The organism is Rhizobium sp. NZLR10 (assembly GCF_019685125.1).
Taxonomy (GTDB): Bacteria; Pseudomonadota; Alphaproteobacteria; order Rhizobiales; family Rhizobiaceae; genus Rhizobium.
The window spans coordinates 309709-334677 of record NZ_JABDWE010000001.1; the positions used below are offsets into that span (position 1 = coordinate 309709).

Consider the following 24969-nt stretch of genomic DNA (forward strand, 5'->3'; position numbering starts at 1 on the left):
GCTCAGGCCTCCATGACTTCGGCAAGTGCCCGCCCGACCCGGGCGGGACCGGGGAAATAGTCCCATTCCTGCGCATGCGGATAGGGCGTGTCCCAGCCGGCGACGCGCACCACCGGCGCTTCGAGATGATAGAAGCAATGTTCCTGTACCAGTGCCGCAACCTCGGCGCCAAAGCCGGAGGTCAGCGTTGCCTCATGCACGACGACGCAACGGCCCGTCTTGGTGACCGATTTGACGATCGTATCGAGATCGAGCGGCAGCAGGCTCCTGAGATCGATCACCTCGGCATCGATGCCGGCATCGTCTGCCGCGGCAAGCGCCACATGCACCATCGTGCCATAGGCAACCACGGTCACCGCAGACCCGGCGCGCCGCACTTCGGCCTTGCCGATCGGGATGGTGTAATGGCCGTCGGGCACCTCTCCCAGCGCATGTTTCGACCACGGCGTCACCGGCCGCTCGTGATGGCCGTCGAAGGGGCCGTTATAGAGCCGCTTCGGCTCCAGGAACATGACGGGGTCGGGATCCTCGATCGCCGCGATCAGCAGGCCCTTGGCGTCATAGGGATTGGAGGGAACGATCACTTTCAGCCCGCAGACATGGGTAAATAGCGCTTCCGGGCTCTGGCTGTGTGTCTGGCCGCCGAAGATGCCGCCGCCGGTCGGCATACGCACGACGATCGGGCAGGTGAAATCGCCGTTGGAACGGTAGCGGATGCGCGCCGCCTCCTGCGTCAGCTGGTCATAGGCCGGATACATGTAATCGGCGAACTGGATTTCGACACAGGGCTTCAGCCCGTAGGCGGCCATGCCGATCGCCGTGCCGACAATGCCGGATTCGCTGATCGGCGTATCGAAGCAGCGCGTCCTGCCGTATTTTGCCTGCAGACCTTGCGTGCTGCGGAAGACCCCGCCGAAATAGCCGACATCCTCGCCGAACACCACGACATCGTCGTCGCGCGCCATCGAGACGTCCATGGCGCTGCGCACCGCCTCGATCATCGTCATCCTGGCCATGTCAGTACCCCGCCTTCTGCCGCTGGCGGCGGATATGCGGCGGCATCTCGGCATAGACGCCCTCGAAAATGTCGCGCACCGAAGGCCTGCCGCCGGCATGCAGCGTGCCATGCGCTTCCGCCTGACGCTGTGCCTCGATCACCTCGTCGGCAATTTCAGCCTCCGCCTGCACATGCCGCTCCTCCGACCACGCGCCCTTGACGATCAGATGTTTCTTCAGCCGCAGCACGGGATCGCCGAGCGGCCAGGCCTCCGATTCCGTCTTCGGCCGATAGGCGCTCGGATCGTCGGAGGTCGAATGCGCGCCGACGCGGTAGGTGACATATTCGATCAGCGTCGGGCCGAGATTGCGCCGGGCGCGTTCGGCCGCCCAGCGGGCGACGGCATGGACGGCGAGATAGTCGTTTCCGTCGACGCGCAGCGCCGGAATGCCGAAGCCGAGGCCGCGGGCGGCGAAAGTGCCGGAACCGCCACGGGCGATGCCTTGAAAGGTGGAGATCGCCCATTGATTGTTGACGATGTTGAGAATGACGGGCGCCTTGTAGGTCGAGGCGAAGACGAGCGCCGAATGAAAGTCCGATTCCGCCGTCGAGCCGTCGCCGATCCATGCCGCGGCAATGCGGCTGTCATTCTTGATCGCCGAGGCCATCGCCCATCCCACGGCCTGCACATATTGGGTGGCGAGATTGCCGGAGATGGTGAAGAAGCCGTGTTCCTTGGAGGAGTACATGATCGGCAGCTGCCGGCCGCGAAGCGGATCGCTCTCGTTCGAGTAGATCTGGTTCATCATCTCGACCATCGGATAGTCGTCTGAAATCAGCAGGCCCGCCTGGCGATAGGTCGGGAAATTCATGTCTCCCTTGATGAGCGCCTTGCGGAAGGCGCAGCTGACGGCTTCTTCGCCGAGATGCTGCATGTAGAAGGAGGTCTTGCCCTGGCGCTGCGCCATCAGCATGCGAGTGTCGAAGGCACGCAGCTTCATCATGTTGCGAAGCCCGGTCAGCAGTTCCTCGTCGGAGAGCGAGCCTGCCCAGGGGCCAACCGCCTCGCCGTCGCGGTTCAGCACGCGGATGATCGAATAGGCGAGCTCGCGGATGTCTTCCGAAGCGACGTCCACCTCCGGCCGCGGCACGGCACCAGCCTTGGCGATCTTGACGTTGGAAAAATCGGGCTGGCCGCCCGGGCGGACGGCGGGTTCGGGGACGTGCAGGCTCAAACGAGCGGAATCCACCATGTTTTTTTATTCCTCCCTTTGCCGGCCATGCATCCCTCCCCGGAAGCAGGGCCGGATATATTGTTACAGATTGCGGGCGATCACCATGCGCTGCACGTCGCTCGTTCCTTCATAGATCTGGCAGATGCGCACATCGCGATAGATGCGCTCGACCGGGTAATCGGCCATGTAGCCATAACCTCCATGGATCTGGATCGCGTCGGAGCAGACGCGCTCGGCCATCTCGGAGGCAAAAAGCTTCGCCATCGAGGCTTCCGACAGGCAGGGCAGCCCGGCTTCCCTCAGGCAGGCGGCGTGAAAGGTGAGCTGCCGGCCGGCCTCGATCCGCACCGCCATATCGGCCAGGCGGAAGGCAACCGCCTGGTGCTCGACGATCGGCTTGCCGAAGGCGGTGCGCTCTCCGGCGTAGTCGCGCGCCGCCTCGAACGCCGCCCGCGCCATGCCGACCGCCTGCGCCGCAATGCCGATCCGCCCGCCTTCAAGATTGGCGAGCGCGATGCGGTAGCCTTCGCCTTCTGCGCCGAGCCTCAACTCGACAGGAATGCGCATGCCGTTGAAAGCGATCTGGCAGGTATCGGTGGAATGCAGGCCAAGCTTATCCTCGACGCGGATCACCTCGTAGCCTGGCGTATCCGTCGGCACGATGAAGGCGGTGATGCCTTTCTTGCCGGCATCAGGATCGGTGACGGCAAAGACGATGATGACATTGCCGTTCTTTCCCGAGGTGATGAATTGCTTGGCGCCATCGAGCACGTAGTCGTCGCCGTCACGCCGCGCCCGGGTCTTCAGGTTTGAGGCATCGGACCCCGCCTGCGGCTCGGTGAGCGCAAAGCCGCCGATCCATTCGCCGCTTGCCAGTTTCGGCAGGAAGCGCTGCCGCTGCTCCTCGGTGCCGAACTTCAGGATCGGCACGCAACCGACGGAGCTGTGCACGCTCATGATCGTCGAACACGGCCCGTCGCCGGCGGCAATCTCCTCAAGGGCGGCGGCATAGGCGACCACACCGGTATCCGAGCCGCCATAGGCCTCCGGAACCAGCATGCCGAGCAGCCCGAGTTCACCCATCTCCTTCAGTTCCTCGCGCGGGAAGAGATGCTCCCGGTCACGCTTGGCCGCCCCCGGCGCCAGCCGGTCGCGGGCAAAATCGCGGGCGAGATCTGAGATCTGCTGCTGAAGATCGGAAAGAATCATCTGTTCAACCTCTCGCCTCGTGCCGCTCGATGGCGACGGCCGTCGCCTCGCCGCCGCCGATGCAGAGCGCGGCCATGCCGCACTTCAGGTCGTAGCGCTCCAATGCCGAAAGCAGCGTCACCAGAATCCGGGCTCCCGACGCGCCGATCGGATGACCGAGGGCGCAGGCGCCTCCATGCACATTCACTTTTTCATGCGGCAGGTCGAGATCGCGCATCGCCGCCATCGCGACGACGGCGAAAGCCTCGTTGATTTCGAAGAGATCGACGTCCGAGAGCGCCACGCCGGTGCGGTCGGACAGTTTCTGCAGCGCGCCGATCGGCGCAGTGGCGAATAGATTGGGCGCCTGCGAATGCGTGGCATGGCCGAGAATGGTGGCGAGCGGTTGGAGGCCGCGATGCTCCGCCTCGGAGCGGCGCATCAACACGAGGGCCGCGGCGCCATCGGAGATCGAGCTGGAATTGGCGGCGGTCACCGTGCCACCTTCGCGAAAGGCGGGCTTCAGCGTCGGGATCTTGTCGAGCCTGGCCTTGCCGGGCTGTTCGTCGCGGCTCGCCACCTGCTCGGCTTTGCCCGATTTCACCGTGACCGCCACGATCTCGCTTTCGAAACAGCGCTCGGCAATCGCCTTCTGCGCCCGCGTCAGAGAGGCGATGGCGTAGTTGTCCTGCGCCTCGCGCGTAAACTGATAGGCCTCGGCGCAATCCTCCGCAAAGCTGCCCATCAAGCGCCCCTTGTCATAAGCATCCTCCAGCCCGTCGAGGAACATGTGATCCACGACACGCCCATGGCCAAGCCTGTAGCCGGCACGGGCCCTGTCAAGGAGATAGGGCGCATTCGTCATGCTTTCCATGCCGCCTGCGACCGCCACCGAAGCACTGCCGGCGGCGATCAGGTCATGCGCCATCATCACCGCCTTCATGCCCGAACCGCACATCTTGTTGACGGTGCTGGCCGCTGTCGCAAACGGCAGGCCGGCATGGACGGCCGCCTGGCGGGCGGGCGCCTGCCCCTGCCCGGCCGACAGCACGCAGCCGAAGATGACCTCCTCGATCGCCTCGGCCTCGACGCGGCTGCGCTCAAGCGCTGCGAGGATCGCCACTGCTCCGAGTTCGGGTGCTGTCGCCTCCTTCAGCTCTCCCTGAAAACTGCCGATCGGGGTGCGCGCCGCCCCGACGATGACGATGGGGTCCTGCAATGCCATCTTTCCTCCTCGGGCGCCGCTCACCGCGCACCCATTCGCAATGCGCCGTCGAGGCGGATGACCTCGCCGTTCAGCATGTTGTTTTCAAAGACATGGCGCACCAGCCCGGCAAATTCCGCCGGCCGGCCGAGCCGCGGCGGAAAGGGCACGCTCTTGCCGAGTGCGGCCTGAACCTCGGCCGGCATATCAGCCATCATCGGCGTCTCGAAAATCCCGGGCGCGATCGAAACGACGCGAATGCCGTAACGGGCAAGCTCGCGGGCGACCGGCAAGGTCATCGCCGCCACGCCGCCCTTGGAGGCGGCATAGGCCGCCTGGCCGATCTGCCCGTCAAAGGCGGCAACCGAGGCCGTATTGACGATGACGCCGCGTTCGCTTTCCGCATCCGGCTCCGCATTCTGGATCGCAGCAGCGGCAAGCCGGATCATGTTGAAGGTGCCGATGAGATTGATGCCGATGGTGCGGGCAAAACTCTCCAGCCGGTGGGGCCCGTCGCGGCCGATCACCTTTTCGGCCGGTGCCACGCCGGCGCAATTCACCAGGCCGCGCAGGCCGCCGAAGGCCTCGACCGCCGCGGCAACCACTGCTTTTCCCGCCTCGCCATCGGTCACATCCGCCTCGACGAAGCGGACATCGCGCCCGAACTCGCGGGTAATTTCCTCGCCCGCCTGCGGATTGAGATCGGCAATCGTCACGCGCCCGCCCGCCTCGACCAGCGCGCGCACCGTTGCCGCGCCGAGCCCCGAGCCGCCGCCGGTCACGATGAAACCTGCACCTGCGATTAGCATGAACCTATTCCTCCCGCCGCCGCGCCGTCCTCCAGGCACAACCGGCAGCCGCGATTCTATTCGCTCCACCTATTGCAAGCGATGACAGAACTGCTCCATTATCTCGGCCAGTTTTGCCATAGTGGGGATTGATATGGCCGAGATCGAGCGACGCATGATCGCGCCGGGTTTCGTGGAGGAAGCGCTCGACAGCCTGCGGCGGTTGGGCAAGCCGACGGCGCCGATCCTTGCCCGCGTCAGCCTGCCGCCTGGCATCGACCAGCCGGTTTCGGCGGAGACCTATGGCGCGCTCTGGCTGGCGATCGCCGCCGAGCTCGACGACGAATTCTTCGGCATGGGCGCTCGCCCGATGCGCAGCGGCAGCTTCACCCTGCTTTGCCATTGCGTGCTGCATGCGCCGACACTCGGTCACGCGCTCCGCCGGGCGCTGCGCTTCCTCGATGTCGTGCTCGACGATCCCCGGGGACGGCTCGTCGTCCGCGACGGCATGGCTGAGGTCGAGCTCAGCGATGCCGGCGCGCCGCGTTCGGCCTTCGCCTACCGCACCTACTGGATCATCCTGCACGGCATCATTTGCTGGCTGGTCGGCCGGCGCGTCCCGATCCGCCTTGTCGATTTCCGCTGCGCCGAGCCCCGCCAAGGCGCCGACTACCAGCTCTTCTTCGGAGCACCGGTGCGGTTTTCTCAAGCCATCAGCCGGCTCGGCTTCGACAGCGCCCTGCTCGACCTGCCGATTTCACGCAGCGAGCAGGCGCTGAAACAGTTCCTGCGCGGCGCGCCCGCCAATATTCTGGTGCGTTATCGTTACGATGCCGGCATCGCCGCCGCCGTCCGCCGGCGCTTGAACCTGGCAACGCCCAATGCCTGGTCGAGCTTCGCCAAGCTTGCCGCCGATATGCGCATGCCGCCCTCCACGCTTCGCCACCGCCTGCACGATGAGGGGCAAAGCTATGCCGCCATCAAGGACGACATCCGCCGCGACCTCGCCGTCGACCTTCTGCTGAGCACATCGAACACCATCGGTGAGATTGCCGTGCAGCTTGGTTATTCCGAACCCAGCGCCTTCTTCCGGGCTTTCCGGAAATGGATGGGCAAGAGCCCCGAGGCTTTCCGGCGGGAAGAAGCGGAAAATCGAAGCTAAGTCAGTCGAACCGCTTGACGCGATCCGACTGGGTTCGCGCTTTCGCGAACGTCGCGCCAATCTTCATCACGAAGGATTTGCTGAAGCGACCAAGAATCTCTTGATGCGGCTCGATGTACCAGGAGTGTTCGACGATATCATAGTTATATTCGTCTACGACGATCCAACTCTGTTTGAGATCACCAATACCGGCACGCCGGCATTCGATATCGGGAATTTCCAGGGCGATCCGCTCCGCCTGCGGCGGCTGCGTTGTGATTGCCAGAAGCACAAGATGCGTATTTCCATCGCCTGCGCTGCGGATTGCGACAACGACACAAACTGGTCGTTGTTTACGCCCTTCGGTCTCGCCCCGCTGCTGCTGCCATGCCCAGAGATAGGGATAGTATATCACTTCCCCGGGGCGAAACTCATGGCTCATCGTCGTAACCGTCACCCTTCGCCAGCCGCTCGATCGCCTCGCCGAATAACTCGGCATGTTCGTCCGGCATCTCCGAGAGGTGATGAGCACGACGTGGGTCCTTGCCGCTGCGCATGCGCTCGTAATGTTCATAGCTCATCAGCACGAAACGCGGCTTGTTATGTCGAGTGAGAACGATCGGCTCCCGGCTTGCAGCATCGGTGACGTCGCCGACCTGCTTGTTGAGATCCCCTGTCGTGAACTGTCGCATGATAATCTCCGGCTTTGTTTCCATATATTCCATATTTCCCATATTTTCAAGAAAACGGCACAACTTCGATACGGAGGCCGTCACCCGCATCCAAATCAGAGACACTTTGAACCTTCCGCAACCCGCGCTACATATTTCAGCGGGAGGACTGCCATGTTTGATTTTTCGCTCGGCGACACCGCGGACGCGATCCGTGAAACGACGGCGCGGTTTGCCGCCGATCATATTGCTCCGATGGCCGCGGAGATCGACGAAAACAATACGTTTCCGCGCCAGCTCTGGCCTCGGATGGGGGCGCTCGGCCTGCATGGGATCACCGTCGAGGAAGAATTCGGCGGGGCCGGTCTCGGTTACCTCGAGCATGTCGTCGCCATGGAGGAGGTTTCCCGCGCCTCCGCTTCCATCGGCTTGAGTTACGGCGCCCATTCCAATCTCTGCGTCAATCAGATCCGCCGCTGGGCCTCGACGGAGCAGAAACGCCGCCATCTGCCGAAGCTGATCTCCGGCGAACATGTCGGCGCGCTTGCCATGTCCGAGGCCGGCGCCGGTTCCGATGTCGTCTCCATGCGGCTGCGGGCCGACCAAAAGGGCGACCGCTACATCCTGAGCGGCACCAAGTTCTGGATCACCAATGCGCCGCATGCCGACGTGCTTGTCGTCTATGCCAAGACCGATCCGGCCGCCGGCCCGAAAGGCATTTCCGCCTTCATCATCGAAAAAGGCCTGCCTGGCTTCAGCGTCTCGAAAAAGCTCTCCAAGCTCGGCATGCGCGGCAGCGACACGGCCGAGCTGGTCTTTCAGGATTGCGAGGTGCCGGCCGAGGCGCTGATGGGGCGGGAGGGGGAAGGCGTGAAGATCCTGATGTCCGGCCTCGATTACGAACGCGCCGTGCTTGCCGGCGGCCCGCTCGGCATCATGCAGGCCTGCCTTGATGTCGTGCTGCCCTATGTGCGCGATCGCAAGCAGTTCGGCAAACCGATCGGCGATTTCCAGCTGATGCAGGCAAAGATCGCCGATATGTATGTCGCGCTGAATTCGGCGCGCGCCTATGTCTATGCCGTCGCCCGCGCCTGCGATGCCGGCCGCGCGACGCGCACGGATGCTGCCGCCGCGATCCTTTTCGCCAGTGAGAATGCCGTCAAGGTCTCGCTGGAGGCGATCCAGGCGCTCGGCGGCGCCGGCTATACCAAGGAATGGCCGGTCGAACGCTTCTTGCGCGATGCCAAGCTCTACGACATCGGCGCCGGCACCAACGAGATTCGCCGCTACCTGATCGGCCGGGAGCTCATTGCGTCATGACGGTGATTTCGACTGCGATCGACCGCGACAGCGACAGCTTCAAGGCCAATACCGTCAAGAACAAGGCCCTGATCGACGAGCTCCACGAGCGTTCGGTCAAAGCGCGCCAGGGCGGATCGCCAACGGCGCGCGAGCGCCATACCGGCAAGGGCAAGCTCCTGCCGCGCGACCGCATCCAGCTGCTGATCGATGCCGGCAGTCCTTTCCTGGAGATCGGCACGCTGGCCGCCAACGGCATGTATGGCGACGAAGCGCCGGGCGCCGGCATCATATCAGGCATCGGCCGCGTTTCCGGCCGCGAGGTGATGATTGTCGCCAATGACGCGACGGTGAAGGGTGGCGCCTATTACCCCCTGACGGTGAAGAAACATCTGCGGGCGCAGGAGATCGCCATGCAGAACCGATTGCCCTGCCTCTATCTGGTCGACAGCGGCGGCGCCAATCTTCCGCATCAGGCCGAGGTCTTTCCCGACCGCGACCATTTCGGCGCGATCTTCTACAACCAGGCACAGATGTCGGCCGAAGGCATTCCGCAGATTGCCTGCGTGATGGGAAGCTGCACCGCCGGCGGCGCCTATGTGCCGGCCATATCCGACGAAACGGTCATCGTTCGCAATCAAGGCACGATCTTCCTCGCCGGCCCGCCGCTGGTCAAAGCTGCCACCGGCGAGATCATCTCGGCCGAAGAGCTCGGCGGCGCCGAGACCCACGGCCGCCGCTCCGGCGTCGTCGATCATGTCGCCGAAAACGACGAACATGCGCTGCTGCTGATGCGCGATATTACAGCAAGCCTCAACAGTGTGAAATCAATCGATATCGACATCACGCCGCCGCGGCGGCCGAAACTCGGTCCGGAAGATCTCTGCGGCCTCATTCCGGACGACGTCCGCTCGCCCTATGACGTGCGCGAGGTAATCGGCCGGATCGTCGACGGCTCGGAACTGCACGAGTTCAAACCGCTTTACGGCACCACGCTGGTCTGCGGCTTCGCCCGCATCTGGGGCATGCCGGTCGCCATCATCGCCAATAACGGCGTGCTGTTTTCCGAAAGCGCTCTGAAGGGCGCGCATTTCATCGAGCTCGCCTGCCAGCGCCGCGTGCCGTTGCTCTTCCTGCAAAATATCTCCGGCTTCATGGTCGGCGGCCGATACGAGGCCGGCGGCATCGCCAAGGACGGGGCAAAGCTGGTGACGGCGGTGGCAACCGCGACCGTACCGAAAGTGACCGTCATCATCGGCGGCAGCTTCGGCGCCGGCAATTACGGCATGTGCGGCCGCGCCTATCGACCGCGCTTCCTTTTCACCTGGCCGAACAGCCGCATCAGCGTCATGGGCGGCGAACAGGCAGCCTCGGTGCTCGCCACCATCCGCCGCGATGCGATGGAGGCGCGCGGAGAGGACTGGCCGGACGAAGAAGAGGCCGCCTTCAAGGCGCCGATCCGGGCCGCCTACGAGGCCGAGGGCAATCCCTATTATGCGACGGCCCGCCTCTGGGACGACGGCATCATCGACCCGCGCCAGACCCGCGATGTCCTCGGCCTTGCCTTTTCCGCCTGCCTGAATGCGCCGATCCCGAAAGGGCCGCGCTTCGGCCTGTTCCGGATGTGAGGCGGCCATGATGGAAAGCCTTCTCATTGCCAACAGGGGCGAGATCGCCCGCCGCATCATCCGCACCGCCAAGCTGCTCGGCATCCGCACGATCGCCGTCTATTCCGAGGCCGATGCCGGCCTACCCTTCGTGAGCGAAGCGGACGAGGCGATCGCCATCGGCCCGCCGGCGGCCCGCGAAAGCTACCTCTCGCAGCAACGCATCCTGGAGGCCGCCCGGAAAACCGGCACCGCCGCCATCCATCCCGGTTACGGTTTCCTGTCGGAAAATGCCGAATTTGCCGAAGCGGTGGAAAGCGCCGGCATCCTCTGGGTCGGCGCGCCCCCGGCCGCCATCCGCGCCATGGGGCTCAAGGACGCCGCGAAAGAATTGATGCAGGCGGCAGGCGTCCCCGTCACCCCCGGCTATCTCGGCCCGGACCAGAGAGAAGAGCGGCTGTCGGCAGAAGCCGATGCCATCGGTTATCCCGTGCTGATCAAGGCGGTTGCCGGCGGCGGCGGCAAAGGCATGCGCCGCGTCGACCGCCCGCAGGATTTCGCAGAGCTTCTCGCCTCATGCCGCCGTGAGGCCGCCGCCTCCTTCGGCGACGATCGCGTTCTGATCGAACGCTACATTGCCAATCCGCGTCATATCGAGGTGCAGGTCTTTGCCGACAAGCTCGGGAATTGCGTTCACCTCTTCGAACGCGATTGTTCGCTCCAGCGCCGTCACCAGAAAGTCATCGAGGAGGCCCCCGCCCCAGGCCTCGATACCGCCACCCGGGCGGTAATCTGCGATGCGGCGGTGAAGGCTGCAAGAGCGGTAAACTATGTCGGCGCCGGCACTATCGAATTCATCGCCGATGCCTCCGGTGGCCTCAATCCCGACCGCATCTGGTTCATGGAGATGAACACGCGGCTGCAGGTGGAACACCCGGTCACCGAAGCGATAACTGGCGAGGATCTGGTGCTCTGGCAGCTGAAAGTCGCCAGCGGCGAGCCCTTGCCGAAAAGCCAGGACGAGATTGTTGTCAACGGCTGGGCCTTTGAGGCCCGGCTTTACGCCGAAAATCCCGCCGCCGGCTATCTGCCCTCGACCGGCCGGCTAGACCATCTCAAGCTGCCGAAAACGGTCCGCGTCGACAGCGGCGTCGATGAGGGCGATGAGATCACCGCCTTCTACGATCCGATGATCGCCAAGATCATTGCGCATGGGCCGAACCGCGAGGCGGCACTGTCGAAACTCGCGGCCGCCTGCGCCGACGTCGAGGTCTGGCCGGTCAGATCGAATGCCGGTCTTCTCGCCCGCATCGCCGCCGACCCGGATTTTCACGCCGCCCGGATCGATACCGGCTTCCTCGACCGTCACGGTGAAAGCCTTGTGGCGACCGAGCCTGATGAAACCGTGATCGACAGCGCCGCCACCGCGCTTGCAAAGAGCGCATCTGATGAGCCTTGGTCCGCCCTCACCGGTTTTCGCGTCGCTGGGCCGAGCGACAGACGCGTCCGGGTGCGCGTCGGCGGCCACCTCTATTGGGGGCGTCTGCGCCCCGACCTCGAAGCAAAGACCATCGAGACGGACGAGACGACGGTGCTTTTCGACGCCGGCAACGCCTGGCCGATCGGCCTGCCCGTCGCAAGCGAGGTCGAGGCAAGCCACGGCGTGGGTGATGGCGCCATCCTGTCGCCCATGCCCGGCCTGGTCATTTCCGTGGATGTCGCCGAAGGCGACCCGGTCGCCAAGGGCGATCGTCTGCTGACGGTCGAAGCCATGAAAATGGAACATTCGCTGCGGGCGCCCTTCGACGGCATCGTCGGAAAGCTGCAGGTTTCCCCCGGTATCAGGGTCTCGGAAAACCAGCTGGTCGCCAGCGTCATGAAGGGAGAGGATTGATGGCCGGTCGCTACTTCGACGAATGGACGGTCGGCGACCGCATCGCTCATGAGATCCGCCGAACGGTCACCGAGACCGACAACCTGCTGTTTTCGACGCTCTCCCACAATCCGCAGCCGCTACACCTCGATGCCGAGTATGCGGCCAGCACCGAATTCGGCCGGATCGTCGTCAACGGCACCTTCACTTTTGCGCTGACCGTTGGCCTTTCTGTCGGCGACACGACGCTCGGCACGCTCGTCGCCAATCTCGGCTACGACAAGGTGACGATGCCGAAACCGGTCTTCATCGGCGATACGCTGCGGGTGGAAACCGAGGTGATGGAGCTGCGCCGCTCGAACTCCCGCCCAGACGCCGGCATCGTCACCTTCCGGCACATCACTCTGAACCAGCGCGATGAGATCGTCTGTCAGTGCCTGCGCACGGCGATGCTGAAGGTGAAACCGTCATGAGGCTGCGCTCGCTGCTCTTCGTGCCCGGCGACCGGCCGGAACGTTTCGAAAAAGCGCTCGCCTCGGGCGCCGATGCCGTCATTCTCGATCTGGAAGATTCGGTTGCGCCAGCGAGCAAGCCGAAAGCGCGCGAAAACGTACACGAGTTCACCCTGCGCCAGACCGGCGAGACCGCCCTTCTTATCCGTATCAATCCCCTCACCTCCCCGGCATTCGAGGACGACCTTGCCGCTCTGAGCGGCCTTCGCCCTTTCGCGATCATGCTGCCGAAGGCCGAGGGCGCGGCTTCCGTGCGCAAACTCGCGGCCTCGCTGACGTCGGCCGTTCCCGTTTTGCCGATCGCGACCGAAACGCCGTCGGCGATCTTCGAGATCGGCAGTTACCGGGAGGTCTCGACCAGCCTCTGCGGCCTGACCTGGGGTGCTGAGGATCTGCCCGCCGCGATGGGGGCCACGACCGCGCGGAGGACGGATGGCCGTTATACGCCACCTTACGAGCTTGCCCGCTCGCTCACGCTATTCGCAGCCCATGCCGCCGCCGTTCCCGCAATCGAAACCGTCTATCCCGATTTCCACGATCTCAAAGGTCTGAGCGCCTATCTCGGCCGCGCCCGGCGAGACGGCTTTTCCGGCATGATGGCCATCCATCCGAGCCAGATCGAAACGATCAATCACGCCTTTATGCCGGATGCATCCGAGATCTCCTGGGCCGAGAAAGTCGCCGCCGCCTTTGCCGCCAATCCCGACGCAGGCGTCATCCAACTGGACGGGCGCATGCTGGATATACCGCATCTGAAGCTCGCGCTGCGCATTCTGGCAATGGCAGGGCAAATCACTCCTGCCAACTAGAGAATTTCCATTTTTCTTCGAACCACCGAATTGTTCTATCTCGTTGTTTTCACGCAATTCCGGGCGCAAAACCGCTGCGCACTTTTGCGGGAATTGCTCTAACCCGACTTCGCAATCTGCTTGGAGGCGGCGTGCTCCGGCTCGAGGTAACCGGCACCGATGGCGACATACAGATCCACATAGTCCTTGGCGACCTGCTGAACGCTCGCGGCAAGGCTTGCCTCCGCATCGGAGACCGAACGCTGCGCGTCCAGAATATCGAGCAGCGACGAGGCGCCATCCTTGTAGCTCGTGGTCGAAAGTGCCAGCGATTCCAGCGCCGTCTGCACCTGCCGGCGCAACGGCTCCAGCGTCTGCGTGTCGCGGCGAACCGCCGACAGCGCGTTTTCGACCTCTTCGACCCCGTTCAGCACCGCCGCTTTCCACGCGAGATATTGGGTCTTCGCATCGGATTTTTCGATATCGACATTCGCGCGCAATGTGCCGCCATCGAAGATCGGCAGGTTGAGCGATGGCCCGAAAGACCAGCTCGTCAGGCTTGCGCCGCTGCCTGATGATTTGACCCAGCTCGGCGAGATCGAACCGGACAAGGTGATCGACGGGTAGAGCTGGGCTTCGGCTGCGCCGATATCGGCGACGGCCGCCGCCAGCTCGCGCTCGGCCTTGCGAATATCCGGACGATTGCGGATGAGATCGGCGGGAATGCCAGCGCGAATGTCGCCGCGGAAGACCGGTTGGCCGGCACTCTTCTTCAGCTCGTCCGTCAGCGAAGCCGCTGGCATCCCGAGCAGCGTGGCGATGTGATGGGCCGATTCCGTGAAGCTCTTTTCGAGGCCGGGTACGTCGGCCTTTGTCGACTGCACCAGGCCCTCGGCCTGAACGACATCGAGGCGGGAGGCTGCACCGGCTTTCAGCTGCAGCTGCGTCAGTTCATAGGTCTGCTGGCGGGATTTCAAACTCGCTTGGGAAAGCGCGATGCGCTCCTGGTAGTAACGGGCGTCGATATAGCTCTCGACAAGGTCCTTGAGGAAGGTGAGCTTCGCATTGTCGGCCGTCGCATAGGCGGCCCCCAGCGAGGCGATTGCGCTCTCTTTCGAGCGACGGTACTGGCCGAAGACGTCGAGCAGCCAGGAGAGGCTGGCGTCGCCGCTCGTCGTGTTCGTAGTGCCGATTGTCGTGCGGAGCCGGCCCTTCTCGCCGGATAATGTGTGCGATGCATCGACAGTCAGGCTCGGCAAGCCGCCGGCGCCGGCGACCGTGACATTGGCGGCGGCCGAGTTGATGCTTTCGAGCGCCTGAAGCACATCGAGATTTTCGCTGAGGCCATGGGCCACCAGGCCGTCGAGCCGCTTGTCGCGAAAGGCCGTCCACCACTCAGCCACCACGACATTGCCGTTGCTCTTGTTACCTCCCTCTGCGAATTTCGCGGGAAGCGGCATTTGCGGGGGAACGTGATCCGGGCCGCTGACGCAGCCCGTCAGCAGAATTGTCAGTGCGGATGCAGCGTAGCGGAGGGATGATGGTCTTGTGGGAAACGACGTACTCACGGGCGAGCCTTCTGAACCGGGATCGTGGGTTCAGGCTTAGCGATGCCAGCGTTAATGGCGGTTAAGAAACTGTAAAGTTAGGTAAAATCCGGCACCGCCTCGTCAGGCGATGCGGATCAGGTTTCATCATTGGCCGCGCCATAGGGCGCCGGCACCCTCGGAAGCTCCAGGGTGATCGCCAGGCCGCCGGCCTCCGGCAATGATGCACGCACGCGCCCGCCATGGCGTTCGATCGCCTGCCTGCTGATGGCGAGACCCAGACCGTATCCGCCTCTCGGCACGGCGTCTTTCCCGCGTGAGAACGGCTGGAAGATCCGTTCGAGTTCGTCCCGTCCGACACCTGGCCCCTGATCCGTCACGCAGATCTTGAGGCGGTCGGCCGTCGCCTCGCAGGAGACGGTGATGCGCGAACGATCGGCTGTGTATTTTACGGCGTTGCGGACGACGTTTTCGAGCGCCCGGTAGATCAGTTCGCCTTCGACCTCGGCGCGGAAGATGCCGTCGATACTCTGCGTGATCGAGACCTCGCGCGCCTGGGCTTCGAATGCCGCATCGCCGAGGATTTCGTTGAGCAGCTCAATGACATCCAAGGTCTGCGTTTTCAGCGGCCGGCTGGAACCCGCCGTCAGCCTGGCAAGCGTCAGCACCTCGCCCACCAGCATGTCGAGCCGTTCGACCTCCCGGTCCATACGGTCCAGCATGGCGGTAAGTTTGGCCGGGCTCTGCCGGAGCACGCCGACGGCGGCCTGCAGGCGGGACAAAGGCGAACGCAGTTCGTGGGAGACGTCATGGAACAGCCTCTGCTGCGCATCCTGGAGCTCCTGAAGCCGGGCGGCGCTGGAATCGAAATCATAGGCCAGTGCCGTCACCTCATCCTTTCGGCCGGCCATTTTATCGCCGATGCGGAAGTCGAAGCGGCCATGGGCAAGCGCGCTCAAACCGTCGCGCAGATGGACGACGGGACGAATGAGGTATCGTGCCAGTGCGCCCGCCGCGATCGTGCTCGCGATCAGGATGGTGAGCCACGGCATGAACGGGCCAAGGTTGTCGAAGGTGGAACTGGCCGGCGCCGACACGGAAAGCCGATAGCAGTCGCCATCCTTCAGCACGGATCGCGTAATGACCGTGTTCTTCTCGGCGCAGGCGGCAGCTTCCCCAGGCTTCGAAAGGCTCAGGCCGAGCGGCTGCGTCTTCTCGCTTGTGGTCACGAAACGCGCGGCTGCGGCTTCGCCGTCCTCAACCAGAATGTTTGCAGTCAGGTTCAGCACGAGCGTCCGCCGCTCCTGGTCCAGCTCGCCTGCGAAGGGAACCGCCTGAACAAGTTTGACGATAAGGATAATGACAGCGAGGCTTGCCGCCAGCGTCAGCCAGATGATCCTGAAGAATTTCCAGAAAAGCCGGGGCATGATCAGTCCACGAGAAGTTGATAGCCCTGGCCGCGGACGGACTGGATCCAGGATTGCCCGTCCTCCCTCAGCCCGAGCTTCTGGCGAACACTGCTGATATGGACATCGATACGGCGGTCGAACGGCGTGAGCGGCTTGCCGAAGGCCCGCTTCGAAATCTCCTGCTTCGATACAAGCTGGCCGGCGCTGCGGGCGAGAACCTCGAGCAGGCTGAATTCGGTGCCGGTCAACTCCAAGGTCTGGCCGCGCCATTCGGCGCTTCTGCTGCCGGAATGGAGCACGAGCTGTCCTGCTTTGATCGTGTCGGTCGATACACCGGCCGCCGGCTGACCGGCGCGGCGCAGGATGGCCCGCAACCTCGCGGCCAATTCGCCCGGCGAACATGGTTTCGGCACATAGTCGTCGGCGCCGAGATTGAGGCCCGATATCCTGTCGACGTCGTCGCCTCTTGCGGTCAGCATCACAACGGGGACCTGGCTCAGCTTCCGGATCCTCTGCAGGACTTCGATCCCGTTCATCCGGGGCATCATGATGTCGAGCACGATGATATCGACCGTATTGCCGGCTGCCGCGGCAATGGCGGCGCGGCCATCCGTATCCGTTACGACGTCATATCCTTCCTCGACCAGATATTCCTGCAGAAGCGTCGTCAGCTCGGCATCGTCGTCGATGAGGAGAACCTTGTTCATTCGCATTATCCGTCATTAGAACAGGATGATTTTAGACCGGGTCGGCCTAAAATCTGAATCCTGTTCTACATTAAAGAGTGAGAGCATGATGTCGTCCGAAAACCGCTCACACTTTTCGGCATCATGCTCGAATCCGGGCAAGCCATACAGCACGAACACGCTCGCGCGGCCAAGTTTTACCTAACTTAACGCCAACTTGACCGCACTTAACATTCGCCCCGTTACCTATCCTGCCATGACATCGACGCGAGCTGCGATCGGATTGCCGTGCATCAGCCGCAATCCTTCATCGAGCTGATCGCGGATCGGGAAAGGCAGCGATGCCTTTGACCACAAGGAGTGCATCGTTGAGAAAACCATCCAAACCACTCGCCGCCGCGTTCGTTGCGGTCGCGCTTTTCTTCCCCCTCCGCAATGCCGCAGCCGAGCAGGTGGCAGCTCCCGCTCTCACCGTCTCTCTGACGGCGCCGGTGCAGCGGGACTGGCCTGAAACCGTTCCGGCGAGCGGATGGCTGAAACCCTGGCAGGAAGCGGTCATTGCCTCCGAAACCGGCGGCCTGCGCATAACCGATGTCCTGGTCGATGTCGGCTCCGTGGTCACGAAGGGACAGCCGCTCGTCCTGCTTTCCCAGGAAAGCGTGCTCGCCGATCTTCGCAAGCAGGAGGCCGCCGTCGAGACCGCCAAGGCAAGTCTTTCGAAGGCCAAGGCCAACGCCGACCGGGCGCGGCAGCTCCGTCCCTCGGGCGCGCTTTCCGACGAGAAGATTGTCGAATATCTGGCCGACGAGCAGACGGCGACGGCAAGTCTCGCATCTGAAGAGGCGGCACTCGACAGCGAAAAGATCAAGCTTGCGCAGACCACCATCACCGCCGTCGACGACGGTCTCATAACGTCCCGTTCCGCCAATCTCGGCGCTGTCGTCTCCGCCGGCACCGAGCTGTTCCGCATGGTTCGCCAGCAGCGTGTCGAATGGCAGGCCGAAATTTCAGCGCGTTACCTCCCACGCATTTCGGAAGACTTGAGCGTCAAGATCAACGGGCCGGACGGCCATGCCATTGACGGCAAGGTGAGACTTGTCGGGCCTTCGGTCAGCACCGATACCAGTCGGGCAATCATCTATGTGGCGCTTCCCACCGACGTCCGTCCGCGCACCGGCCTCTATGTCACCGGCAACATCGAATTGCAGACCTCTCCGGCGCTGACCGTTCCCGAGACGGCGATCGTGTTCCGGGACGGCATCAGTTACCTCTTCACTTCAGGTGAGGATCAGCGGGTGCAAAAGGTCAGGGTGGAAACCGGCCGCCGCAACAATGGTGAGGTGGAAATCGTCTCCGGAATAGATCGCTCGTCGAAGGTGGTGAGCTCAGGCGGCGCGTTCCTGTCGGACAACGACCTCGTGAAGATTGCGGAGACAAACTGATGAACTTCTCAGCCTGGTCGATCCGCAATCCTGTACCGGCGATATTGCTGTTTGTGATGCTGACAGCCGGTGGGCTCTTGGCCTTCAAACAGCTGCCAATCCAGAATTTCCCCGACATGGACCTTCCCACAATCAACGTCACCGCTACCCTCGACGGCGCGGCGCCGACGCAGCTCGAAACCGAGGTGGCTCGTAAGATCGAGGATAGTCTTGCCGCGCTCAGCTATCTCGACCACATCACCACGACCATCACGGACGGCACCGTTTCGATCAAGGTGTCCTTCAAGCTGGAAAAAAACAGCGAAACGGCCCTGAACGAAGTCCGCAATGCCGTCGACAGCGTCAAGGGCGACCTGCCGGCGCAGATGGAGACGCCTAGCGTCAGCAAGGTCACCGTACAGAGTTCCGCGCTGGTCACCTTTGCCGTTCGCTCGACCGCTCTCAACGAGACCGAACTTTCCTGGTTTGTCGACAATGATCTGACCAAGGCGCTGCTTTCGGTGTCGGGTGTCGGGCAAGTCAACCGCATCGGCGGGATCGACCGTGAGGTTCATGTGGATCTCGATCCCGCGACGATGGCGTCGCTGGGCGTCACCGCGGCCACCGTGTCGTCGCAGCTGAAGGCCGTGCAGACGGATACATCGGGCGGCCTTGGCGAAATCGGCGGCACCCGCCAGACCTTGCGCACGCTCGGCGCCCTGCCATCGGTCGAGGCGCTGAAGGGGCTCAAAATCCCACTGGCGAACGGCCAGCAGGTTCGCCTCGATGACGTCGCATCCATCACCGACAGTTTCGCCGAGCGCTCCTCGATGGCCTATCTCGACGGCAAGCCGGTGATCGCGGTCGAGATCAAGCGCTCGAACGGATTTTCCGACAGCGGTGTTGCCGCCGATGTCGACAAGGCGATCAAACAGTTCGCCGCCAAGCATTCCGACGTGCAGATCGACGAGGCTTACAGCACGATCGGCCCGATCATCGGCAACTACGATGGTTCGATGCACATGCTGTACGAAGGCGCGATCCTGGCGATCATCGTTGTCTGGCTTTTCCTCCGTGACTGGCGGGCGACGATCCTGTCGGCCGTGGCGCTGCCCTTGTCGGTCATACCGACCTTCCTTGTCATGTACCTCACCGGCTTCAGCCTGAATATCGTCACGCTGCTCGCGCTGTCGCTGGTAGTCGGCATCCTCGTCGACGATGCCATCGTCGAGATCGAGAACATCGCCCGCCACCTGCAGATGGGCAAGCGGCCGATCGATGCCGCCCTCGAAGCGGCCGACGAGATCGGACTTGCCGTCATAGCAACCACCTTCACGCTGGTCTCGGTCTTCCTGCCGACGGCGTTCATGAGCGGCATACCGGGCCTTATATTCCGCCAGTTCGGCATCACCGCCGCCGTCGCCGTGCTCGCCTCGCTCGTGGTCGCGCGCCTGCTGACGCCGATGATGGCCGGCTATTTCATGAAGGCCCATCCGACCGAGGAGAAGGATGGCCGGATCATGCGTGCCTATATCGCCATCGTGAAGGCCGCCATGAACCGCAGGAAGACGACTGTGGCCGTCACTGCCATCGTCGTGGCGCTCTCGCTTTCGACCATCCCCTTGCTGAAATCGGGCTTCCTGCCCGCGTCCGACGATGCGCGGACCCAGATTACGCTGACCATGCAACCGGGCGCCACCATCGAACAGACGGATGCCACGGCCAGGAAAGCCGCGGATATTATCGGCAAGCTTCCCGACGTGACGCATGTCTTCTCAGCCGTCGGTTCGACGTCCTCGGGCGGCGGTCCCGACGCCAGCACCACGAGCGATGTCGGATCGGCCACAATCGTCGCCGTGCTGCCGCCCATCGACGAGCGCTATCGCAAGCAGTCTGAAATCGAAAACGACATCCGACAGGCGCTCTCCGTCCTCCCCGGCGTGCGTGTGGAGGTCGGCGGCGGCGGCAATGGCACGAAACTCGAGATCACGCTGGCGAGCGACGACGCAAACGTGCTCGACAGCGCCAGCACGGCGCTCGAGGAACAGCTCCGCACACTGCAGGGCATCGGAGCGGTGACATCGACAGCCGCCAGACAGGCGCCCGAGATCCAGATCACACCCGACTTTGCGCGCAGCGCAGCACTCGGGGTAACCTCGAGCGCCATCGCCGAGGCCGTGCGCGTGGCGACGAGCGGGGAATATTCCTCCGACCTGCCGAAGCTCAACCTGCCTCAGCGGCAGATTCCCATCGTCGTCCGCTTCTCGCCCGAGACGCGCACCAATCTGGACGATATCAAGAACATGCGGGTGGCGGGAACCAACGGCAACGTCGATCTCGGATCGATTGCCGACGTGAGGATTGGCGGCAGCCCCTCCCAAATCGATCGTATCGATCGGATGCGCAATGTCACCCTTTCCGTCGAACTCAATGGCCGCATCCTCGGCGACGTCAATCGCGAGGCGCAGGCGCTGCCGGCGCTCCGGCATCTTCCGTCGGGCGTCACTCTTGTCGAACAGGGCGAACTTCAGCGCAGTTCGGAACTGTTTCAGAGTTTTGCGCTGGCGATGGCAATCGGCGTCTTCTGCATCTACGCGGTCCTCGTTCTGCTCTTCCACGATTTCCTGCAGCCGCTCACCCTTCTGATGGCTCTGCCGCTCTCGCTCGGCGGCGCGTTGGTGCCGCTCGTGCTGACCGGAACGAGCTTCTCCATGCCCGTAGTCATCGGCCTGCTCATGCTGATGGGCGTGGTGACGAAGAACTCCATCCTGCTCATCGAATATGCGATCATGTCGCGTCAGCGTGGCATGGCCAGGTTCGACGCCTTGGTGGATGCCTGCCACAAGCGCGCACGGCCGATCGTCATGACCACCATCGCCATGGCATGCGGCATGCTGCCGGCCGCGCTCAGCCTGATGGGCGGGGATTCGAGCTTCCGCCAGCCGATGGCGATCGTGGTGATCGGCGGCGTGGTGATGTCGACGCTGCTCAGCCTCATCGTCATCCCCGTCATCTTCACCTTCGTCGATGATCTCGAACAGGTCCTCAAACGGTTGCTGCGCCGGATCGGCCTGGCTGAGGAGATCGCCGGAGATGAACCGCATGCGTCCAACGATCACGCGGCGGTCGCCTTCCAGCCCGAGCAGTCAAGGCGAGGGCAAGGTCAGAGATGATCTCCGCTCCTCATCTGATCGGCCAGATTGTCCAGCGCCAGACGACGGCCGGTGACGGCAAGCTCTTCGGCCGCGTTCCTCTCCCCCGGAACAAGGCCGCGGGACGTGTTCCCCCGCAGGCGGCCACAAGCCGCTTGCGCGTCCTGCTATCCGACTGACAGCGGCTCCATCGCTTCGAAATCGGGCAAGGCGCCGCTCGCATAGCCGATCGCCCCGAGCGAACCGATGGTAATCCGGCCGTCGCGGATCGACAGGAACGGTCCGTCGGCGCCCTGTTCGTAGAGATCGGCATGGGCTGCGGCAAAGCGCGCCCTCTCCGCCTGCGGTGCAGCTTGCATGCCGGCAACATAGTGATGGCCGTTGCGCTCGGCATGGGAGAGGCCGAGCAGGGAAACCAGCGCCAGATCCTGCTGCACGCTAAGCCCGGCCTGGCAGGTCAGATCCTCGCCCGAGAGGAACAAACCCGGCACCGTTCCTGTTTTGATGCGGATCGCCTTCAGCAGCGAGCGGTAAATGCCCTTGCAGGTTTTTGAGGAGACCCCGGTGTAGCCGAGCCGCCGGGCGTGGGCAAAAGCGCCGTCGCTATCGTCGCTCTCGTCGATCAGGAACGGCAACTGCGCCGCCAGATCCCCGAGCGGCGTTTCCATGGTGATCGCGCGCGCGAACGGCTGCTCGACAAAGGTAATGGCCGCACGCAGCCTCGCCAGCCGGGGCATGGCCTCGATTTGCGCCAGCAAGGCGCCGAGCTGTTCGGCAGCGTCGAACTGTTCGTTGCCGTCGACCGTCACCTGGTAGTCGGGCAGGCGGTCCAGCACGGCGGCAATCCGCGCCAGGCGGTCGATATCGGCATCGACCGTGCCCGAAAGCTTGATCTTGAACCAGCGATTGCCATAGCGCGCGATCACCGCCTCAAGGCTCTGCGGCAGGCCGTCATCGACGGGATCGATGATTTCGCCCTCGGTGATCGGGTCGAGAAGTCCGATCGTATGCCGGGCCGAGATCGACCCGGCCGGGCGAAGGCCGGCAAGCACCGCAGAGGCGCCATCCGCGTCGATATCGCCAGGCAGCATCGGGCCGCCAATGCCGACGAGGTTTTGGCGCACCGCATCGAAGAAGGAAATGCCGGCAAGACGGCAATAGGCATCGAGTGCTGCGCGGGCGATAAGCGAAGGTCCGAAACCGGCGACCAGCGGATTTCCGGGCAGGCGCCGCACGGTTTCCATCTCGTTCAGGCGGGCGGCGGCAAACAATGTCGTCGGCGCTGAAGCTTCGAGCGACGCAGCGGCAGCGGTGCGGATCGAGCCGCGCAATTGATCGACATTCTGCGCCGGTGTCAGCGCCGGGTTTTTGTCGAACCATTTCGGCACCATCATTTCGGCGGCGGCGCCGATGGCGGTTTTGCCCTCTTCATTCTCGACGCGGACTCTGAGGAAGGCTTGCGGCGCCTTTTCCAGCGTCGCCGCGCCGAAGCGGAACGGCAGACGCAGGTTGATCTCGCGCTCGAAAGCGTCGATCTCGACGATCCTGATGCGCGGCGCCGTCACCGAACCTTGCGTGTTTCTGTCCATGCTCATGCCATCCGGTCGAGCATGGCGCGCGACACTTCGTGTTGGAGCGGCTCCCGGCGCAGCAGCCGGCCGATCTCGTCCACCATAGCCTGGCCTTGGGCGAGATGCGCCTCTTCGGTGTGGCCGGCGGCATGGGGCGAAATGGTGACATTGGCGAGACCGGGGTCGCGGAACGGGCTTTCCGGCGGCAGCGGTTCATTGTCGAAGACATCCAGAGCCGCCTCGATGCGGCCGGCGCGGATCTCGGAAAGCAGCGCCACCTCATCGACCAGCTCTGCGCGCGCCGTATTGATGAACAAGGCGCCGGGGCGCAACAGCGCCAGTTCGCGGGCGCCGATCATCCGGCGCGTCTCGGGCAGGACGGGCGCATGCAGGGAAATCACATCGCTCTCAGTGAGCGCATCGTCCAGTCCTGTCCTGACGACGCCGAGCGCGGCTGCCTCGCTGCCACTGAGATAGGGATCGACGACCAGCACCCGGCAGCCGAATGGCACGAGCAAGCGCATCACCGCCCGTCCGACATATCCGGCGCCGACGATGCCGACCGTTCTGGCGCCCAGCAATCTTTGCGGCACGGCGGCGCGAACGTCGAGCCATTCACCGCCGCCGCGCAATGCATGATGCAGCCGGTGGATGCCGCGCATGGCGAGCAACGCTTCGGCGACGACGAACTCGGCAACCGAGGCGGCAATTTTCGAGGCGGCATGGGTGACGCGAAGGCCGTCGTCGAACAGACGGGCCGGGACTAGCGTACGGATGCTGCCGGCCGAATGCGCGACAAGGGCGAGTTGCGGATGGCGCTGGCGCGCGGCGAGATCGAAGGGCGGCGTGCCCCATCCGGTAAGGCAGGCCGTAGCGCCCTGCAGCAGCCGGTCGGCATCGACGGCGTCGATCGTGGCGCCGGCCGGCCAGCGCACCTCGCCGAGGGCGTTCAACTCAGCGGTCGCCGCATCGTCCAGCATCATGCGGCGGGTCTTTTCGGTCAAAAGCACGGCAATGATGGGAGCTTGTTTGCTCATGGCTCTACTCTTTCGCTGCGGCGACCAGGCGCCTGAGATGGGCAAGATCGGCGCGGACTTTAGCGAGCGCCTGTTCCCGTGGAACTCGGTATTGGGAATGCATCGAGAGCACGCCGGCAAATCCGGTGGTCACCAGATGCGCAATGATTTCGTTCCAGGGCACCATACCGTCATCGAGCCCATACCAATCCGAGTGCCAGGCACGTTGGCCGTCGGCTCCGTAAGCGCCTGGAAACCAGCCGCAGTTCTTGACGCCCATGCAACAGAACCACGGATCGAGAAGCTCAAGGCTCAGACGCCAGTCCTCGCTCCCCTCGCGAATGATCTGATTGGCCGGATCGGGATAGGCGCCGATCCTGATGGGATCGCGCCCGACGAGCAATTGCATCGCCAGCGCGCCGGAACTGTGCAGGGTCCCGCCGTGCAGCTGGATGGTCAGCTTAACGGCGAACCGTTCGGCGAGACGCTCGAAACCATCCAGGTCGCGCCGCGCCTCATCGACCTGAACCTTCCAGCGCCGCGACGGATCATAGCGCCAGAAGCCGAGCCGGACCTGGCCGATGCCGGCTTCGCCGCAATAGCCGAGAAGCCGGGATGCCGCATCGTCGGGCTGCGTCGAGTCGATGGTCGCCATCGGGCTGCGCAGTCCGGCCGCCGCAAAGAGCTTTACGGCCCTGACAATTTCCTCCGGCCGGCCGGGGGAAACGGCCTGGCCATCGCGAACGAGAAGGTCGGCACAGTCGAACCCCAGGCCCGCCGTGATCTCCGCCGCCTGCTCCAGCGGCAGGCCTTCCAGGGTTTTGGTGAAATAGGCGATATCCATCGTTCAGATCCCAGGCAGGA

The 24969-nt window shown here is 63.7% G+C and carries 21 protein-coding genes; 8 read left to right on the plus strand and 13 right to left on the minus strand.

The window, feature by feature from the left end; all coding sequences use genetic code 11:
* Positions 1–2: 2 nt before the first annotated feature.
* The 5 genes from HJB82_RS01445 to HJB82_RS01465 all read right to left on the minus strand — a co-directional run bounded on the left by HJB82_RS01445 (position 3) and on the right by HJB82_RS01465 (position 5433).
* Positions 3–1016, minus strand: coding sequence for an alpha-ketoacid dehydrogenase subunit beta (locus HJB82_RS01445; protein WP_221139432.1), 1014 nt, complete (start codon positions 1014–1016; stop codon positions 3–5).
* 1 nt (position 1017) lies between these two features.
* Positions 1018–2250, minus strand: a complete 1233-nt coding sequence (locus tag HJB82_RS01450; RefSeq protein ID WP_221131386.1) for a 3-methyl-2-oxobutanoate dehydrogenase (2-methylpropanoyl-transferring) subunit alpha — start codon at positions 2248–2250, stop codon at positions 1018–1020.
* 63 nt (positions 2251–2313) lie between these two features.
* The gene (locus tag HJB82_RS01455; RefSeq protein WP_221114960.1) at positions 2314–3441 is read right to left on the minus strand and encodes an acyl-CoA dehydrogenase family protein; all 1128 of its coding nucleotides are present in this window, start codon (positions 3439–3441) and stop codon (positions 2314–2316) included.
* A gap of 4 nt (positions 3442–3445) precedes the next feature.
* The gene (locus HJB82_RS01460) at positions 3446–4645 is read right to left on the minus strand and encodes an acetyl-CoA C-acyltransferase (RefSeq protein WP_221139433.1); all 1200 of its coding nucleotides are present in this window, start codon (positions 4643–4645) and stop codon (positions 3446–3448) included.
* 20 nt (positions 4646–4665) lie between these two features.
* A complete protein-coding gene (locus tag HJB82_RS01465) occupies positions 4666–5433 on the minus strand; it encodes an SDR family NAD(P)-dependent oxidoreductase (RefSeq protein ID WP_207584898.1) in 768 nt (255 codons plus the stop codon).
* A 133-nt stretch (positions 5434–5566) separates the two neighbouring features.
* On the opposite strand from HJB82_RS01465, the gene HJB82_RS01470 reads away from it, so the two are divergent.
* Positions 5567–6574 carry an AraC family transcriptional regulator gene (locus HJB82_RS01470; protein ID WP_221139434.1) on the plus strand — a complete coding sequence of 336 codons (1008 nt, stop codon included), beginning with the start codon at positions 5567–5569 and terminating at the stop codon, positions 6572–6574.
* Position 6575: 1 nt separating this feature from the next.
* Here HJB82_RS01470 and HJB82_RS01475 read toward each other — a convergent pair whose 3' ends face one another.
* Both HJB82_RS01475 and HJB82_RS01480 read right to left on the minus strand, forming a co-directional pair.
* The gene (locus HJB82_RS01475) at positions 6576–6995 is read right to left on the minus strand and encodes a hypothetical protein (RefSeq protein WP_221139435.1); all 420 of its coding nucleotides are present in this window, start codon (positions 6993–6995) and stop codon (positions 6576–6578) included.
* On the minus strand, positions 6985–7245 hold the full coding sequence (locus HJB82_RS01480; RefSeq protein ID WP_207584895.1) for a type II toxin-antitoxin system Phd/YefM family antitoxin: 261 nt from the start codon (positions 7243–7245) through the stop codon (positions 6985–6987). Before HJB82_RS01480 ends, HJB82_RS01475 begins: the two co-directional genes overlap by 11 nt.
* A 153-nt stretch (positions 7246–7398) precedes the next feature.
* Between HJB82_RS01480 and HJB82_RS01485 the strand changes: the two genes are divergently transcribed.
* The 5 genes from HJB82_RS01485 to HJB82_RS01505 are packed head-to-tail and all read left to right on the plus strand — an operon-like array spanning position 7399 to position 13324.
* A complete protein-coding gene (locus HJB82_RS01485; protein ID WP_221114963.1) occupies positions 7399–8544 on the plus strand; it encodes an isovaleryl-CoA dehydrogenase in 1146 nt (381 codons plus the stop codon).
* Entirely contained in the window at positions 8541–10151 is a 1611-nt protein-coding gene (locus tag HJB82_RS01490; RefSeq protein WP_221139436.1) for a carboxyl transferase domain-containing protein, read from the plus strand. The genes HJB82_RS01485 and HJB82_RS01490 overlap by 4 nt, the downstream gene beginning before the upstream one ends.
* 7 nt (positions 10152–10158) lie before the next feature.
* Complete coding sequence (locus tag HJB82_RS01495; RefSeq protein WP_221139437.1) at positions 10159–12024, plus strand: acetyl/propionyl/methylcrotonyl-CoA carboxylase subunit alpha; 1866 nt, start codon at positions 10159–10161, stop codon at positions 12022–12024.
* A complete protein-coding gene (locus HJB82_RS01500; protein WP_221131389.1) occupies positions 12024–12476 on the plus strand; it encodes a MaoC family dehydratase in 453 nt (150 codons plus the stop codon). Before HJB82_RS01495 ends, HJB82_RS01500 begins: the two co-directional genes overlap by 1 nt.
* Positions 12473–13324, plus strand: coding sequence for a CoA ester lyase (locus HJB82_RS01505; RefSeq protein ID WP_221139438.1), 852 nt, complete (start codon positions 12473–12475; stop codon positions 13322–13324). The genes HJB82_RS01500 and HJB82_RS01505 overlap by 4 nt, the downstream gene beginning before the upstream one ends.
* Positions 13325–13422: 98 nt before the next feature.
* Here the strand turns inward: HJB82_RS01505 and HJB82_RS01510 are convergent, their stop codons facing one another.
* The 3 genes from HJB82_RS01510 to HJB82_RS01520 all read right to left on the minus strand — a co-directional run bounded on the left by HJB82_RS01510 (position 13423) and on the right by HJB82_RS01520 (position 16966).
* Positions 13423–14871, minus strand: coding sequence for an efflux transporter outer membrane subunit (locus HJB82_RS01510; protein WP_221139439.1), 1449 nt, complete (start codon positions 14869–14871; stop codon positions 13423–13425).
* A 116-nt stretch (positions 14872–14987) separates the two neighbouring features.
* Positions 14988–16277: an ATP-binding protein gene (locus HJB82_RS01515; RefSeq protein ID WP_221139440.1), complete on the minus strand. Its 1290-nt coding sequence runs from the start codon at positions 16275–16277 to the stop codon at positions 14988–14990.
* 2 nt (positions 16278–16279) lie between these two features.
* On the minus strand, positions 16280–16966 hold the full coding sequence (locus HJB82_RS01520) for a response regulator (protein ID WP_221114970.1): 687 nt from the start codon (positions 16964–16966) through the stop codon (positions 16280–16282).
* 320 nt (positions 16967–17286) lie between these two features.
* On the opposite strand from HJB82_RS01520, the gene HJB82_RS01525 reads away from it, so the two are divergent.
* Positions 17287–18387 carry an efflux RND transporter periplasmic adaptor subunit gene (locus HJB82_RS01525; RefSeq protein WP_221139441.1) on the plus strand — a complete coding sequence of 367 codons (1101 nt, stop codon included), beginning with the start codon at positions 17287–17289 and terminating at the stop codon, positions 18385–18387.
* Positions 18387–21539 (plus strand): efflux RND transporter permease subunit, encoded by a 3153-nt coding sequence (locus tag HJB82_RS01530; protein ID WP_221114972.1) that lies wholly within the window; start codon positions 18387–18389, stop codon positions 21537–21539. Before HJB82_RS01525 ends, HJB82_RS01530 begins: the two co-directional genes overlap by 1 nt.
* 146 nt (positions 21540–21685) lie before the next feature.
* On the opposite strand, the gene HJB82_RS01535 is transcribed toward HJB82_RS01530, so the two are convergent.
* Genes HJB82_RS01535 through HJB82_RS01545 form a run of 3 tightly spaced genes read right to left on the minus strand, consistent with a single transcriptional unit; the run spans position 21686 to position 24949 of the window.
* Positions 21686–23113, minus strand: a complete 1428-nt coding sequence (locus tag HJB82_RS01535) for a mandelate racemase (protein ID WP_221139442.1) — start codon at positions 23111–23113, stop codon at positions 21686–21688.
* Positions 23110–24126 (minus strand): hydroxyacid dehydrogenase, encoded by a 1017-nt coding sequence (locus HJB82_RS01540; protein ID WP_221114974.1) that lies wholly within the window; start codon positions 24124–24126, stop codon positions 23110–23112. The genes HJB82_RS01535 and HJB82_RS01540 overlap by 4 nt, the downstream gene beginning before the upstream one ends.
* Before the next feature lie 4 nt (positions 24127–24130).
* Positions 24131–24949, minus strand: a complete 819-nt coding sequence (locus HJB82_RS01545; protein ID WP_221131396.1) for a sugar phosphate isomerase/epimerase — start codon at positions 24947–24949, stop codon at positions 24131–24133.
* Between the last annotated feature and the right edge of the window lie 20 nt (positions 24950–24969).